Consider the following 14,734-nt stretch of genomic DNA (forward strand, 5'->3'; position numbering starts at 1 on the left):
ATGCTTGATGATGGCGTTTTAACGTTTTGGCGGTAAAAGCGCCTTATGAGAAAGACAGACTATTAGATTTAGATAAAGAGGATTAGATTATGGCAAAAGATATTAAATTTTCAGCAGATGCCCGTTCCGCAATGGTACGCGGTGTAGATACTTTGGCAGATACCGTTAAGGTAACGCTTGGCCCTAAAGGACGCAATGTAGTTCTTGAAAAGTCATTTGGCTCTCCTTTGATTACCAACGATGGGGTAACCATTGCTAAAGAAATCGAATTAGAAGACCATTTTGAAAATATGGGAGCTAAGCTGGTTTCAGAAGTTGCTTCAAAAACCAATGATATTGCCGGTGACGGTACGACAACGGCAACTGTTTTGACACAGGCGATTGTTCGCGAAGGTCTTAAAAACGTCACTGCCGGTGCCAATCCAATCGGTATCCGCCGCGGAATTGAAACTGCGGTTGCAACAGCGGTTGAAGGCTTACAAGCTATCGCTCAGCCTGTTTCCGGCAAGGACGCTATTGCTCAGGTTGCAGCTGTATCATCACGCTCTGAAAAAGTTGGGGAATATATCTCTGAAGCCATGGAAAAAGTTGGCAACGACGGTGTTATCACCATTGAAGAGTCACGCGGTATGGAAACAGAGCTTGAAGTTGTTGAAGGTATGCAGTTTGACCGCGGCTACCTGTCTCAATACATGGTAACTGATAATGAAAAGATGGTTGCCGATCTGGAAAATCCTTATATTTTAATTACCGATAAGAAAATTTCAAACATTCAAGATATCCTGCCATTGCTTGAAGAAGTGCTTAAAACCAACCGTCCGCTTTTGATTATTGCTGATGATGTGGATGGGGAAGCTCTTCCAACCTTGGTTCTGAATAAGATTCGCGGTACATTTAATGTTGTGGCTGTCAAAGCTCCGGGATTCGGTGACCGCCGTAAGGCTATGCTGGAAGATATCGCTATTCTGACAGGCGGAACAGTGATCACTGAAGATCTCGGCCTCGAGCTTAAAAATGCTACAATGGATGCTCTCGGTCAAGCAGCCCGCATAACGGTTGACAAGGATTCAACAGTTATTGTTGAGGGTTCTGGCAGCAAAGAAGCTATTGAAAACCGTGTTGCGCTGATCAAATCGCAAATTGAAACAACAACGTCAGATTTTGACCGTGAAAAACTGCAAGAGCGTTTAGCTAAATTATCAGGCGGTGTCGCTGTCATTAAAGTCGGCGCAGCTACTGAAACAGAATTAAAAGAGATGAAACTTCGTATTGAAGACGCTCTGAATGCAACACGCGCTGCTGTTGAAGAAGGCATTGTGTCCGGAGGCGGTACAGCCCTAATCAATGTGATTGAAAAAGTTGCTGCTCTTGATTTGGAAGATGATGCTGCCACAGGCCGCAACATTGTCCTGCGTGCCTTGGAAGAACCTGTTCGCCAAATTGCTAAAAATGCCGGTTACGAAGGTTCAGTTGTTATTGACAAATTGAAGAACAGCCCTGTAGGAACAGGCTTTAATGCCGCTAACGGCGAGTGGGTTGATATGATTAAAGAAGGTATCATTGACCCTGTGAAGGTGACACGTTCAGCTCTGCAAAATGCCGCTTCTGTAGCAAGCCTTATTTTGACAACAGAAGCAGTTGTTGCTGATCATCCGGCACCAGAAGCACCTGCAGCTCCAGCCATGGATCCAGGCATGATGGGCGGCATGATGTAATAGATGCAAAAGAGGCTGGGTAAAACTCGTCCAGTATTCCTGTTTTGGAATAAGCTCTTGACGCAGGGGTGGGAGTGAAACGGTCTGGGGAGAGACCGTTTCAGGTCACCACCTTGAAACTAGGGAGTGGTGAGAACCAAAATTTTCAATTTTTGGTTTCTTTCCCACTCCCTTTTAATGTGTCCTTGGTTAAAAGGGGTAAGTAAGAAGCGGTAAAACAGATGATTTTGCGGCTTTGGTTTTTTTGCTGCAAACTGACACAGTAAGTAAAATGAGGAATTTGTCCAATTGCCAATCAGCCTTAAATCAGGAAAAAGTAGGAGATTTGTCCAAAAAAACAGTTGATTTTGATTGTTTTGTTATCATTTTGTTATAATTTAAAAAAAGAAAAAAAGTATAATGCGAGAACAGAATAAAAGGGCAGCTCTTGTCTTGATGTCTGTTTGAAGACTGCAGTTGGTTTATCTGCGGCTCTTTTGAACACTGTAAAAGAGTGTTTAGAAGCTTAATTGTCGGATTAGCCGGTCAGTACTTTTTATGAGGAGTATAAGATGGAGAAATTAAAGAAAGAATGGCAGCGCTTCTTTCAACAGGTAAAAGAGCTGCTGGGGCCGCTTTTTGCAAGAATGAAAAAAGCAGTCAAAAAACTGCTCCAAAGAAAGCCCATCCGCACCACTCTCGTGATTATTGGGGTTCTTTTAGTTATCTTTGGTTTATGGGGAAGTCTTCATTATTCCAAAACAGCTACGTTGGATCGTTATATCAGGGCTCGGAGTGCTTCGGGCAATACCTTTGAAAATATCAAGGAATATATGGTTTGGGATGATACCAATGAGCTGATTACTAATGATGAAGCTCAGTATACCAAGTTTGCGCGCCTGAAAACAAAAGCTTCCCAACGCAGCCTGCGCAGCAAACTGTTGATGGCGGATAATTCCGATACTGTTTATCTCAAGCGTATTGGGCGCCGCTTCTTCTTTTTTCCAGACTATCGGCTGGCAATGAAGCCGCTCAAGCTCAAGCTGAAAACAAATGTTTCAGATTTGGATGTTCTTTTGAATGATAAAAAGGTTGCAACCAGCAATTCTGAACAGTACCATCTGGCGCTTGACCATTTGCCGGTAGGGGATTATCGCTTTACTCTTAATGGATTGCATAATGGCAAAGAAGTTGAATTCAGCAAAGATTATGATGGCAAGCATAAGACAATTGATATGACTTTGGCCTTTAAGAATTTCACGGTCAAAAGTAATCTGGCAAACGGCGACCTCTATTTCGGCAAAAAGAAGGTCTCTTCTCTTTCCAATGGAGAATATGCGGTCAGTGACTATCCTGTCATGGGAACCAAGCCTGTCTATGTTAAAAAGACCTTTTCGGACGGGGAAATAAAATCTAAGAAGCAGTCGCTCCTTGATATTGCAGACGGCAGTACCATTCAGCTGGATGTTCCTGATCAGCTGGACAATGCAACTGCTCAGAATTTGCTTAAGTCTGCGTTTGAAAAATTTTCTGTCTATGCCACTAGCGGTCAGGATCCTGTGGATTTAAACACTGTTTTTGAAAAGGGCACAGAAAATCATTTTTACGGGGCTTTGAAAGGCAGCATCAAGCAAAAGATGGTAACAGACAGCCGAAAACCGTCCAGCTTTGCCATTACCTCTGTGACGCTGAGCGACTTGCATCAAACGGGCGTTAAAACTTACAGTTTGTCTTATGCAGCTACCTATGATTATTACTATGATGAAGCAACAGATCCAGAAAAGAAAACCTCAGGCCACCTGCTTCAAAGTCTTACCGGTCAGATTAGCGTTAAAAAAACAGCAAAGGGTTACACTGTTATTAAATCTATCAGCGGCCCAACAATGGTCGCTGAGGATAATCAGGTGAAAAGTCCGACACCTCTGCCGGAGGAACTGATTGGAACTTGGGAGACTAAGGAAGATGATAAGACAGTAACCATGACCTTCTCGGAAGACGGAACTGTGACGAAAAAGACTGACTATAAGGACGATAAGAAAGAAGATACGACCAAAACAGCCAAAGTTGAAAAAACTGATGAAACATCAGATGGTACTTATCGCTATTACTATCAATCCGGCGACAAAGCAGCCTTTACTGTTTTAGATGACATCGGTGCCAATGATCACTATACCTATGGCGTTAAAATCAACGGCACAAGCATTACCACCGTTTATTGGGAAAGCGATGATACCAGCGGCGCTCCTAAAACGGGTATCAGCTTAACTAAAAAATAGAAACTAGACGTTTCTGAATTTAGCTGTATTGGCAAAGCACGGTCGGTTTAGCTTCTATGCTCAGTCAAAAGTAAAAAAGAGCTTCCAAAATAATTATTTTGGAAGCTCTTTTTCAAAACTGTCTGACCGTGCTTGGACTTTAATTTTCTTGAGGGTTAGAGGATGTGTGAAACTTAATTGATAAGCGTGCAGCATGAGCCTGCCTGCAGTGTGCTGATTGTAAAGAGGATCTCCTATGAGAGGGTAGCCGTGATAGGCCAGATGAACACGGATCTGGTGGGTACGGCCTGTTTGGAGGCGGCATTTGACCAGGCTGGTGTGATTAGCACAATGTCTTACAAGCGAAACCTGAGTGATGGCCGTCTGACCGTGTTTTTGATCAACTACCCGCTTACGCCGGTCATGGCGGTCACGCCCGATTCGTTCTTTAAAAACAAGGCTTTTTTCGGGGAATTGACCGGCTGTCAGAGCTAAGTATTCACGCTGAATGTGTTTGTTTTCCAACAAACGGTTGACGATGGGCAGGATAAAAGGATTCTTAGCGAACAGGACAGCTCCGCTGGTCTCCATATCCAGTCTGTGGACTACATAGCAGGTCTGTCCTGTGTAGCTGGACACATGATTTAAAAGAGCAATTTCCTTAGGTTCATTGCCGTGCACTTTCATGCCTTCGGGCTTATTGACGATAATCAGGTGCTCATCTTCATAAAGGCAGTCTGCCAAATCCTTATTTCCCATGGGAATCGTTTTAGTCGGATAGTCACTGTCATCAAAGATTAACTCAATCAGGTCTCCTGTGTTAACAGGGCTTTGCCAATTGATCATTTCGCCATTGATGAAAACATGCTTCTTGGTTCTTAGAAAATGTCTGATTTTCCTTGGAATCAGCAAACGCTTTTCCAAAAGCTCTTTAACGGACCCCTTGGGGTAGGGATTGGTAATTTTTACGGTAAAAGTCATGATTTTATTATATCATTTTCGTCAAAATTGATATAATAGGTGCATGAGTATATTAGAATTGTTAAAAAAGAAATTTTTTCCCAAACAATATCAGGCTGAACAGGAGCGCCGCAAAGAAGAAGCGGCAGCCCGGGCAAAAGAAGAGCAGGAAGACGCTGACAGCGGCTACCACCGCAGCTATGGCCAAAAGGCGGATAGCGGCAAATTCAATGTTTTTCTAAGCAAGATTGGTCTGGCTAAAAACGGACTGATACGCAGGTACTGGCGGCGTTATCACGTCGGAAAAATTCTGCTGATAGCGCTGGGAACTTTTGTTCTATTGACGGGGTCTTATCTGTTTTATCTGGCCAAAACGACCAATGTTTCTAACTTGCAGCAGGCCTTGAAAGCAACGACAGTCATTTATGACAAAAATGAAAAGCAGGCCGGCTCTCTTTACGGTCAAAAGGGTACCTATGTCGAGCTGGATGCTATTTCTGATGATTTGGAAAATGCAGTGATTGCAACCGAGGACAGAAGTTTTTATGAAAACAGCGGTATTAATTACAAGCGGATGCTTTTGGCTGTTGTCACTTTAGGATATTCCGGAGGCGGATCCACTATCACTCAGCAGTTAGCTAAAAATGCCTTTTTGACTCAGGAACAAACGGTTAAACGAAAAGCACGGGAGTTTTTCCTGGCCTTGGAACTGACTAAAAAATACAGTAAAAAAGAAATTCTGACCATGTATCTCAATAATGCTTATTTCGGCAACGGGGTCTGGGGTGTTGAAGATGCCAGCCAGAAGTATTTTGGGACAACAGCTGCTCAGCTGACGCTGGATGAGGCGGCGACTCTGGCAGGAATGCTTAAGGGACCTGGTATTTATAACCCGCTTTATTCGGTTGAAAATGCGACCAACCGGCGCGATACCGTCTTACAAAATATGGTAGCTGCCGGAAAGATTTCTCAAAATCAAGCAGACGAAGCGCAAAGTGTCGGTATGGGCAACCGCTTGAGTGATACCTATGTAGCTAAAACAGATGACTATGAGTACCCGTCTTATTTTGATGCTGTTATCAGTGAAGCCAGCTCTGTTTATGGCATCAGTGAAAAAGATATTGTCAATAACGGCTACAAAATTTATACGGAACTGGATCAGAATTACCAGACCGGTATGCAGCAGACTTTTGATGAAGACAGTCTCTTTCCTGTTTCGCCCTATGATAACAGCAGCGCTCAGGCTGCCAGTGTGGCTCTTGATCCTAAAACCGGCGGCGTCAGAGGCCTGGTCGGCCGGGTTAACAGTACCAAAGATGTGACCTTTAGAAGCTATAACTATGCCACACAATCCAGCAGAAGTCCGGGTTCAACGATTAAGCCTTTGACGGTTTATGCTCCGGCCATTGCTTCAGGCTGGTCCATGGATAAGCTCCTGCCGAACAGGGCTAGGGATTTTGACGGCTATAAGCCGAATAACTACGGCAATATTGAAACAGAAGATGTTCCCATGTATCAAGCTCTGGCTAATTCTTATAATATCCCTGCGGTCTATACGCTTGATAAATTAGGTATTAACAAAGCTTTCTCTTACGGCAAGAAGTTTGGTTTAAATATGGATGATGCTAAAAGAGAATTAGGCGTTGCTTTAGGCGGCAGTGTTACAACCAATCCGCTGGAGATGGCTCAGGCTTATTCGGCTTTTGCCAACGGCGGAGTTATGCCGACAGCCCATCTGATTACCCGCATTGAAACGGCCAGCGGTGAAATCCTGAAGAAATTTACACCTAATGATAAACGCGTCCTCAGCAAATCTGTGGCAGATAAGATGACCAGCATGATGCTTGGAACCTTTTCAAACGGTACCGGAGTGAATGCCAATGTTTATGGCTATACCTTAGCTGGTAAGACAGGAACAACAGAAACCAATTTCGACGCCAATCTTGCCAGTGATCAGTGGGTTATCGGCTATACGCCTGATGTTGTCATCAGTCAGTGGCTGGGCTTTAATCAGACTGATGAAAAACACTATCTGAGTGACTCAAGTTCAGGAACGGCCTCCAATATCTTTAGTACACAGGCAAGTTACATTCTTCCTTATACGAAGGGAACAGAATTCAAGGTTAAAAATGCTTACTTCCAAGACGGTATTAAGTCAACTTATGATCCAGATGATGCTTCTGACCAAACGAATACAGACTCACAGGATATTATTGACAGCATCCGGGAGAAAGCGCAAAATGCCACAGATTCAATCAAGAAGCAAGTAGATGATGCCAATCTGGTTGACAAGGCTAAAAACCTTTGGGACAGGGTGGTAAATTATTTTGAGTAAACTTGCAAGAATAATAGAACCGTGTTAAAATAAGAAGGCTATGGAGGCATTATGGCACAGAAAAAAGCAAGTCTAGCCTGTGTGGAATGCGGCTCGCGCAACTATTCGATCGGAGTGAGCAGCAATCCCAAACCTAACCGGCTGGAAGTTAATAAATTTTGTAAACATTGTAAGAAATACACACTACACAAAGAAACACGTTAGGAGAGAAACCATGAAATTTATCGGAGGCGTATTTTCCGTTCTAAAAAATACAACTTGGCCGACACGCAAGCAGTCTTGGCATGATTTTATTTCGATTCTTGAGTACTCAGCATTTTTTGCTCTGGTTATTTTTCTGTTTGACAAACTGTTAAACTTAGGCTTAACTGATCTGCTGAGTCGCTTTTAACCACCTGGCAGGAAATCTTTTAAACAGAATGTCTGATGGTTCAGTTAACTATTAGATTTCTGCTTAGTTTGCAAGGAGCGGGACTGCTTGACGGTGTCCCGTTTTTATGGTCGGGAATGCAAAAAAGCCTATCGTTTTTGAGACTTTTGTGGTATAATATAGCAAAAGTTCCAAAAGCCGCATAGGCTTTTTTATAATGGAGGAAAAATTATGTTAGATTCATTTGATAAGGGCTGGTTTGTTCTGCAGACTTATTCAGGTTATGAAAATAAGGTTAAAGAAAATCTCCTGCAGCGGGCACAGACCTACAACATGCTGGATAATATCCTGCGCGTGGAAATTCCTACACAGACGGTCAATGTTGAAAAAAACGGGAAAACTAAAGAAATCGAAGAAAACCGTTTTCCGGGCTATGTTCTGGTTGAAATGGTTATGACAGATGAGGCTTGGTTTGTGGTGCGTAATACGCCAAATGTTACCGGTTTTGTGGGCTCGCACGGTAACCGTTCTAAACCGACACCGCTGCTTGAAGAAGAAATCCGTTCAATCTTGCTGTCTATGGGACAAACCGTGGATGTGATTGATACCAATATCAAAGAAGGCGATGTGGTTCAAATCATTGACGGTGCCTTTATGGGGCAGGAAGGCCGTGTTGTTGAAATTGAAAACAACAAGGTTAAAATCATGATTAACATGTTTGGTTCAGAAACACAGGCAGAGCTGGAATTGTATCAGATTGCAGAACTGTAAGCAAAATGAAGCTGGGACGTTTGTTTCAGCTCAACTTGAAAATAAACTTATTTTTTATACATATATGTTTTTGCAGCTCTGCAAATGTCAATTTGAATGGTACTTATTTGCGAGCGAAGCGAGCCATGACCGAGACTTTCCTTAGGTGATAACGGACGGTAGCGACTTCCGTTGGAATTCCATACCTAAGATTTGAGCCTAAGGTCTCAAATCTTCCGAGTGCCTGAAACACTGAGGTTTCAGGCACTTTTATCACGGCGGAAAGTCTCGAAAAAGACATTGTCTACAACCTGAAGCTGAAACATTTGTTTCAGCTTCTTTTCATATTAAGAGCCAGCAAGCACTCCAGAAAAAATTAGTCCATTGTCCTGTTTTGGTTTCATCCTTTCAATAAATAAAAATCGATTGCCTCCATGTTTTTGTTAGCTGATGAGTTTATGGAGCTGGCACGAAGCCGTTCTATTTCCCCGCATTTTCCGAAATCTTTTGTTATAATAAAGACATTGATTCGTGAAAGAAGGGATTAGATGTCTGTTGGTTTGGTTTTGGAAGGCGGCGGCATGCGCGGTCTGTATACGGCTGGTGTGCTGGATGCCTTTTTAGATGCAAAGATTAAGGTTGACGGTATTGTATCGGTATCTGCAGGTGCACTTTTTGGGGTTAATTATGTATCAGGACAGCGCGGCCGTGCTCTGCGATATAACAAAAAATACATCTCTTATCCTAATTATATGGGCCTGCGCTCCTGGCTGACAACCGGCAATGTGGTCAATAAGGATTTTACCTATTATAAAATTCCCATGGAGCTGGACGTTTTCGATGAAAAAGCCTTTGAAAAAGCGGACATTCCTTTTTATGCAGTGGCGACAAATATCGAAACCGGCAAGCCCGACTATATTAAGATTGATAATGTTTTTGAACAAATGGAGGCTCTGAGAGCCAGCTCTGCCTTGCCGTTAGCTTCTAAAATTGTCAAATGGAACGGCAAGAAGTATCTGGACGGCGGGCTGTCTGATTCTATCCCGGTTGATTTTGCCAGAAGTTTAGGTTTTGATAAGCTGATTGTGGTTTTAACGCGCCCGATTGATTACCGCAAAAAGCCGTCCAGCGGCCGGCTCTATAAGTTGCTCTATCGCAAATACCCTGATTTTGTTAAGGTGGCTGTAAAGCGCCCTGAGCTCTACAACGCGACAGTTGAACATATCATTGACCTGGAAAAAGACGGGGAACTCTTTGCCCTTCGGCCCAGCCGCACGGTTGAAATCGGCCGTTTGGAGAAAAATCCTGATAAATTTGATGAGATATACCAATTAGGATTGGCGGACACTCAAGCTGCTATGGACCAGTTGCAGAGCTATTTAGCGAAGCAGAAATGACTGTAACTTTTGATTGTATGTATTCATATTTATTGACTGTATCACATCAGGGGATGTCTAAATGAAGACGCAGGCAACCCACCATCAGATGCAAGCCAGAATTTTTGGAGCGCTCGGTTTTAGCAAACTGGAAACAAAATATGACGGCCACGCCAAAGAAGAACGCGATTTTATGAATCAATTCATTAACCGTATCTTGGATCTGGGCGGCTCGCAGCTGCTTGCTGAGACAGCGCGGTAACAACCGAAAAGGCGGAGAAGGAACTCTTTTTTCGCCTTTTTTCTTTAGTCATTTCGTGCTATAATAATGAAGACTATATTTTTTGGAGAATATTATGGTTTACTATAATCACAAAGCAATTGAAAAGAAATGGCAGACCTTCTGGGCTGAAAATAAGACTTTCAAAACCGGAACGGATGCTTCAAAACCTAAATTTTATGCGCTGGACATGTTCCCTTATCCATCCGGAGCAGGGCTCCATGTAGGGCACCCGGAAGGTTACACGGCAACGGATATTCTCAGCCGCTTCAAACGTGCTCAGGGCTACAATGTTTTGCACCCAATGGGCTGGGATGCTTTTGGTCTGCCGGCTGAGCAGTATGCCATGGATACGGGCCATGATCCTGCTGAATTTACCGCTAAAAATATTGAAACCTTTAAACGGCAGATCAATTCACTTGGTTTCTCTTATGACTGGGATCGTGAAATTAATACCACTGATCCTAACTATTACAAGTGGACCCAGTGGATTTTCACTAAATTGTATGAAAAAGGCTTGGCCTATGAAGCTGAAGTCCCTGTCAACTGGGTTGAAGAATTAGGCACAGCCATTGCCAACGAAGAAGTCCTGCCTGATGGCACCTCAGAACGCGGCGGCTATCCTGTTGTCCGCAAACCTATGCGCCAATGGATGCTCAAAATCACAGCCTATGCAGAACGTTTGCTGGAAGACTTGGAAGACCTTGACTGGCCTGAGTCTATCAAGGATATGCAGCGCAACTGGATCGGCAAGTCAATTGGTGCCAATGTGACCTTTAAGATTAAGGACACAGACAAGGACTTTACTGTGTTTACGACGCGTCCTGATACGCTGTTTGGGGCAACCTATGCCGTTTTGGCGCCTGAACATGAGCTGGTTGATGCGATTACAAGTGAGGCTCAGGCAGAGGCTGTTGCTGATTATAAACATCAGGCCAGCCTCAAGTCTGATCTTGCACGTACAGACCTAGCAAAGGAAAAGACCGGTGTCTGGACGGGAGCTTACGCTATCAATCCTGTCAACGGTAAGGAAATTCCTATTTGGATTGCTGACTATGTACTTGCAAGCTACGGTACCGGTGCCATCATGGCCGTTCCGGCCCACGATGAGCGTGACTGGGAGTTTGCCAAACAGTTTGATCTTGAGATTATTCCGGTTCTTGAAGGAGGCAATGTCGCAGAAGCTGCTTTCACCGAAGACGGTCCTCACATCAATTCCGAATTTTTAGATGGTCTTGATAAGGCTGCCGCTATTGATCAGATGGTCGCTTGGCTGGAAGAAAAAGGTGTTGGAAATAAGAAAGTGACTTACCGTCTGCGCGATTGGCTCTTTAGCCGTCAGCGCTATTGGGGTGAACCAATTCCGATTATCCATTGGGAAGACGGCACCTCAACTGCAGTTCCTGAAAGTGAATTGCCGCTCGTTCTTCCGGTAACCAAAGACATCCGCCCTTCTGGAACAGGTGAGTCGCCGCTGGCTAATTTGACTGATTGGCTGCAAGTAACACGCGAAGACGGTGTTAAAGGCCGCCGTGAAACCAACACCATGCCGCAGTGGGCCGGTTCAAGCTGGTATTTCCTGCGTTATGTTGATCCGCACAATGATCAAAAGTTGGCAGACGAAGACCTGCTTAAGCAATGGCTGCCGGTTGACATCTATATCGGCGGTGCCGAACATGCGGTGCTTCACTTGCTGTATGCACGTTTCTGGCATAAATTCCTCTATGATCTCGGTGTTGTACCAACCAAGGAACCCTTCCAAAAACTCTTTAACCAAGGCATGATTTTGGGAACAAGCTACCGTGACCGCCGTGGAGCCTTGGTAGCCACCGATAAAGTCGAAAAACGTGATGGTTCCTTCTTTAATATTGAAACAGGAGAAGAGCTGGAACAAGCGCCTGCCAAGATGTCTAAATCGCTCAAAAATGTTGTCAATCCGGATGATGTTGTTGAACAGTACGGTGCAGATACCTTGCGTGTTTATGAGATGTTCATGGGGCCGCTGGATGCTTCTATTGCTTGGAGCGAAGAAGGTCTTGAAGGGTCACGCAAGTTTCTTGACCGTGTTTACCGCCTGCTGACGTCAAAAGATATTGTTGGACACAACAACGGCCATTTAGATAAAGTTTACAATGAAGCGGTCAAAACGGTGACAGAACACCTTGAAGCTATGCGCTTTAACACGGCTATTTCTCAGCTCATGATTTTTGTCAATGCTGCTAATAAAGAAGAGGAACTCTTTGCTGATTATGCCAAAGGCTTTGTCCAATTATTAGCGCCGTTTGCTCCGCATTTAGCTGAGGAGCTCTGGCAAACGCTGACACAAAGCGGAGAGTCGATTTCCTATGTGGCTTGGCCGACTTACGATGCAAGTAAGCTTGTTGAAGATGACATTGAAATTGTTCTTCAAATCAAAGGAAAAGTTCGGGCTAAGGCTGTTGTTCCTAAGGATTCCAGCCGTGAGGAGCTGGAAAAGATTGCCCTTGCCAATGATAAGATTCAAGCTGAAATTGCCGGCAAAGACATCATCAAGATCATTGCAGTTCCTAATAAGCTGGTTAATATTGTTGTGAAATAAAAGATAGTTCAAGGCAGATCAGATAAAAGCTGATCTGTTTTTTAACGTTAAAAAAAGCCAAAGAGCAGTGATAGAAATATCTTATCACCGTGATAGAAATAATATAATAGGCAAGGTTCTCAATTAGTGATAAGATAGAAATAATCATTATTCTTGGAGGAAACTTATGAAATTGAAAACTATTGCTAAAGCAGGTGCACTTGCCGCTGCTTCGCTTTTCTTGCTGGCAGCCTGCAGCTCCGGTTCGAAATCATCAAAAGAAACGGTAACGCTGGCAACTGTTGGAACGACGAATCCTTTTTCTTATGAAAAAGGCGGCAAACTGACAGGTTATGACATTGAAGTTGCAAAGGCTGTCTTTAAGGGAACAGACAAATACAAGGTCAAATATCAAAAGACCGAATGGACCAGCATCTTCTCAGGACTGGACAGTGATAAATATCAAATTGGGGCTAATAATATCAGCTACACGAAAGAACGGGCCAATAAATATCTGTATTCCAATCCGACAGCTGCCAACCCTTTAGTGCTCGTTGTGCCTAAAGACAGTGACATTAAGTCTTATGATGACATTGCCGGACACAGCACCCAAGTGGTTCAGGGGAACACAACGGTGTCGATGCTGCAAAAATTCAATAAAAAACAAAGCAAAGCCAACCAGGTTGAAATAAACTTTACCAAGGAAGATATTGCCAATCAGATCCGCAATGTCAGCGATGGTAAATATGATTTCAAGATCTTTGAAAAAATTTCAGCTGAAACGATCATCAAAGATCAAGGTCTCAATAATCTGAAAGTCATTGATCTTCCGTCAGACCAAAAACCGTATGTTTACTTCATTTTTGCTCAGGGGCAAGAGGATCTGCAGAAGTTTGTGAACAAGCGGATTAAAAAGCTCTACGAAGACGGAACGCTGGAGAAAATTTCTCAAAAATATTTGGGCGGAAGCTACCTTCCGGACAAAAAGGATATCAAATAATTTATAAGGGAGCGGACTAGACACATTTTAAGCTGGAAAGGTTCAGCTCCTTTTTATCAGCAGAAGTGAAATGAAAACAGGGGTATAGTTTTAAACTATAGAAAAACCTTTGAAATAACAATTTGATAGCTATAAGCAATTATGAGAAAATAGGTATACTTTAGTAGAAAAGGTGGATGAATAATGAATATAAAGAAAGTATTAAGTGTTTTAGGTTTGGCCTTAGCGGCAGTGTTTTTCCTTGCAGCCTGCGGCCAAAAAAGTGATAAAAATACCCTGACTGTCGGTGTGATGACCATGACGGATTCTGATAAGGCTCGCTGGGACAAAATTGAAGAGCTGCTTAAAGAAGACAATATTAAACTTAAGTTTAAGGAATTTACGGACTATTCTCAGCCCAATAAGGCTCTTAAAAACGGAGAAGTTGATATCAATGCCTTTCAGCACCGTAACTTTTTAAACGACTGGAATAAGGAAAACAAGGGAGATTTGGTGGTTGTTGCTGAAACTTATATCAGCCCTGTTAATCTCTTCTCAGGAACCGAAAACGGCAAAGCCAAATACAAGAGCGTCAAAGAGCTGCCAAACGGTGCTCAGATTGCTGTTCCTAACGATCCTACCAACGAAAGCCGTGCCCTTTATGTTCTTCAGGATGCCGGTCTTATTAAGTTAGATGTATCAGGCGATACGCTGGCAACCATCAAAGATATCAAGTCCAATTCTAAGGATCTTGATATTAAAGAAGTTGATGCCAGCCAAACAGCCAGAAACCTGACTTCTGTAGATGCTGCGATTGTCAATAACAGTTACGCTGTTCCGGCTAAAATTGATTTTAAAACGTCTCTTTATAAAGAAAAAGTCAATGCTGGTTCTAAGCAATGGATTAATATTATTGCAGCACAAAAGAGCTGGAAAAAATCAGACAAGGCAGCTGCTGTCAAGAAATTAGTTAAGGCCTATCATACAGATGCTGTTAAGAAAGTTATCGAAAAGACTTCAAAAAATGTTGACCAGCCTGTCTGGTAAGTAACAGCCAAAGGATAAGGCAGACAGATGATAAAGCAGAGCTTCCTAAAAATTTCGGAGCTTTGAAAGCGGGTCAAAAATCAGCAGATGCCAAATTGCTTTTGACTTTCTGCTTTCGCACCGCTGATTGG

At 43.2% G+C, this 14,734-nt stretch carries 12 protein-coding genes; 11 read left to right on the top strand and 1 reads right to left on the bottom strand.

The genetic code is table 11. The features are described from left to right. The first annotated feature begins 89 nt into the window (after positions 1–89). Both groL and G573_RS0102875 read left to right on the top strand, forming a co-directional pair. Positions 90–1,715 carry a chaperonin GroEL gene (gene groL / locus G573_RS0102870; RefSeq protein WP_027975300.1) on the top strand — a complete coding sequence of 542 codons (1,626 nt, stop codon included), beginning with the start codon at positions 90–92 and terminating at the stop codon, positions 1,713–1,715. Between the two features lie 551 nt (positions 1,716–2,266). Further along, positions 2,267–3,970: a zinc ribbon domain-containing protein gene (locus G573_RS0102875; RefSeq protein ID WP_027975301.1), complete on the top strand. Its 1,704-nt coding sequence runs from the start codon at positions 2,267–2,269 to the stop codon at positions 3,968–3,970. A 93-nt stretch (positions 3,971–4,063) separates the two neighbouring features. Here the strand turns inward: G573_RS0102875 and G573_RS0102880 are convergent, their stop codons facing one another. Further along, the gene (locus G573_RS0102880) at positions 4,064–4,930 is read right to left on the bottom strand and encodes an RluA family pseudouridine synthase (protein WP_027975302.1); all 867 of its coding nucleotides are present in this window, start codon (positions 4,928–4,930) and stop codon (positions 4,064–4,066) included. Between the two features lie 43 nt (positions 4,931–4,973). Between G573_RS0102880 and pbp2a the strand changes: the two genes are divergently transcribed. From pbp2a to G573_RS0102925, 9 genes are all read left to right on the top strand, one after another. Then, entirely contained in the window at positions 4,974–7,244 is a 2,271-nt protein-coding gene (gene pbp2a, locus G573_RS0102885) for a penicillin-binding protein PBP2A (RefSeq protein ID WP_027975303.1), read from the top strand. Positions 7,245–7,295: 51 nt separating this feature from the next. After that, positions 7,296–7,448 (top strand): 50S ribosomal protein L33, encoded by a 153-nt coding sequence (rpmG, locus tag G573_RS11245; protein WP_003086794.1) that lies wholly within the window; start codon positions 7,296–7,298, stop codon positions 7,446–7,448. Between the two features lie 10 nt (positions 7,449–7,458). Continuing rightward, on the top strand, positions 7,459–7,635 hold the full coding sequence (gene secE, locus G573_RS0102890; protein ID WP_027975304.1) for a preprotein translocase subunit SecE: 177 nt from the start codon (positions 7,459–7,461) through the stop codon (positions 7,633–7,635). 210 nt (positions 7,636–7,845) lie between these two features. After that, positions 7,846–8,385, top strand: coding sequence for a transcription termination/antitermination protein NusG (nusG, locus tag G573_RS0102900; protein ID WP_027975305.1), 540 nt, complete (start codon positions 7,846–7,848; stop codon positions 8,383–8,385). 527 nt (positions 8,386–8,912) lie between these two features. Beyond that, positions 8,913–9,761 carry a patatin-like phospholipase family protein gene (locus G573_RS0102905; protein ID WP_027975306.1) on the top strand — a complete coding sequence of 283 codons (849 nt, stop codon included), beginning with the start codon at positions 8,913–8,915 and terminating at the stop codon, positions 9,759–9,761. A 61-nt stretch (positions 9,762–9,822) separates the two neighbouring features. Beyond that, on the top strand, positions 9,823–10,002 hold the full coding sequence (locus G573_RS0102910; protein WP_027975307.1) for a ferritin-like domain-containing protein: 180 nt from the start codon (positions 9,823–9,825) through the stop codon (positions 10,000–10,002). Between the two features lie 94 nt (positions 10,003–10,096). Continuing rightward, positions 10,097–12,598: a leucine--tRNA ligase gene (gene leuS, locus G573_RS0102915; RefSeq protein ID WP_027975308.1), complete on the top strand. Its 2,502-nt coding sequence runs from the start codon at positions 10,097–10,099 to the stop codon at positions 12,596–12,598. A 166-nt stretch (positions 12,599–12,764) separates the two neighbouring features. Beyond that, entirely contained in the window at positions 12,765–13,577 is an 813-nt protein-coding gene (locus G573_RS0102920; RefSeq protein ID WP_027975309.1) for an amino acid ABC transporter substrate-binding protein, read from the top strand. A 183-nt stretch (positions 13,578–13,760) separates the two neighbouring features. After that, positions 13,761–14,603, top strand: a complete 843-nt coding sequence (locus G573_RS0102925) for a MetQ/NlpA family ABC transporter substrate-binding protein (RefSeq protein WP_027975310.1) — start codon at positions 13,761–13,763, stop codon at positions 14,601–14,603. Positions 14,604–14,734: the final 131 nt, after the last annotated feature.

Source organism: Streptococcus devriesei DSM 19639, from assembly GCF_000423725.1.
GTDB classification, from domain to species: Bacteria; Bacillota; Bacilli; order Lactobacillales; family Streptococcaceae; genus Streptococcus; species Streptococcus devriesei.

Excerpts from the sequence above, each read along its gene's own strand:
- G573_RS0102875 (WP_027975301.1), top strand. The coding sequence starts at position 2,267 with ATGGAGAAATTAAAGAAAGAATGGCAGCGCTTCTTTCAACAGGTAAAA.
- G573_RS0102910 (WP_027975307.1), top strand. The coding sequence starts at position 9,823 with ATGAAGACGCAGGCAACCCACCATCAGATGCAAGCCAGAATTTTTGGA.
- nusG (WP_027975305.1), top strand. The coding sequence starts at position 7,846 with ATGTTAGATTCATTTGATAAGGGCTGGTTTGTTCTGCAGACTTATTCA.
- rpmG (WP_003086794.1), top strand. The coding sequence starts at position 7,296 with ATGGCACAGAAAAAAGCAAGTCTAGCCTGTGTGGAATGCGGCTCGCGC.
- pbp2a (WP_027975303.1), top strand. The coding sequence starts at position 4,974 with ATGAGTATATTAGAATTGTTAAAAAAGAAATTTTTTCCCAAACAATAT.
- secE (WP_027975304.1), top strand. The coding sequence starts at position 7,459 with ATGAAATTTATCGGAGGCGTATTTTCCGTTCTAAAAAATACAACTTGG.
- G573_RS0102880 (WP_027975302.1), bottom strand. The coding sequence starts at position 4,930 with ATGACTTTTACCGTAAAAATTACCAATCCCTACCCCAAGGGGTCCGTT.
- G573_RS0102905 (WP_027975306.1), top strand. The coding sequence starts at position 8,913 with ATGTCTGTTGGTTTGGTTTTGGAAGGCGGCGGCATGCGCGGTCTGTAT.
- leuS (WP_027975308.1), top strand. The coding sequence starts at position 10,097 with ATGGTTTACTATAATCACAAAGCAATTGAAAAGAAATGGCAGACCTTC.
- G573_RS0102920 (WP_027975309.1), top strand. The coding sequence starts at position 12,765 with ATGAAATTGAAAACTATTGCTAAAGCAGGTGCACTTGCCGCTGCTTCG.
- G573_RS0102925 (WP_027975310.1), top strand. The coding sequence starts at position 13,761 with ATGAATATAAAGAAAGTATTAAGTGTTTTAGGTTTGGCCTTAGCGGCA.
- groL (WP_027975300.1), top strand. The coding sequence starts at position 90 with ATGGCAAAAGATATTAAATTTTCAGCAGATGCCCGTTCCGCAATGGTA.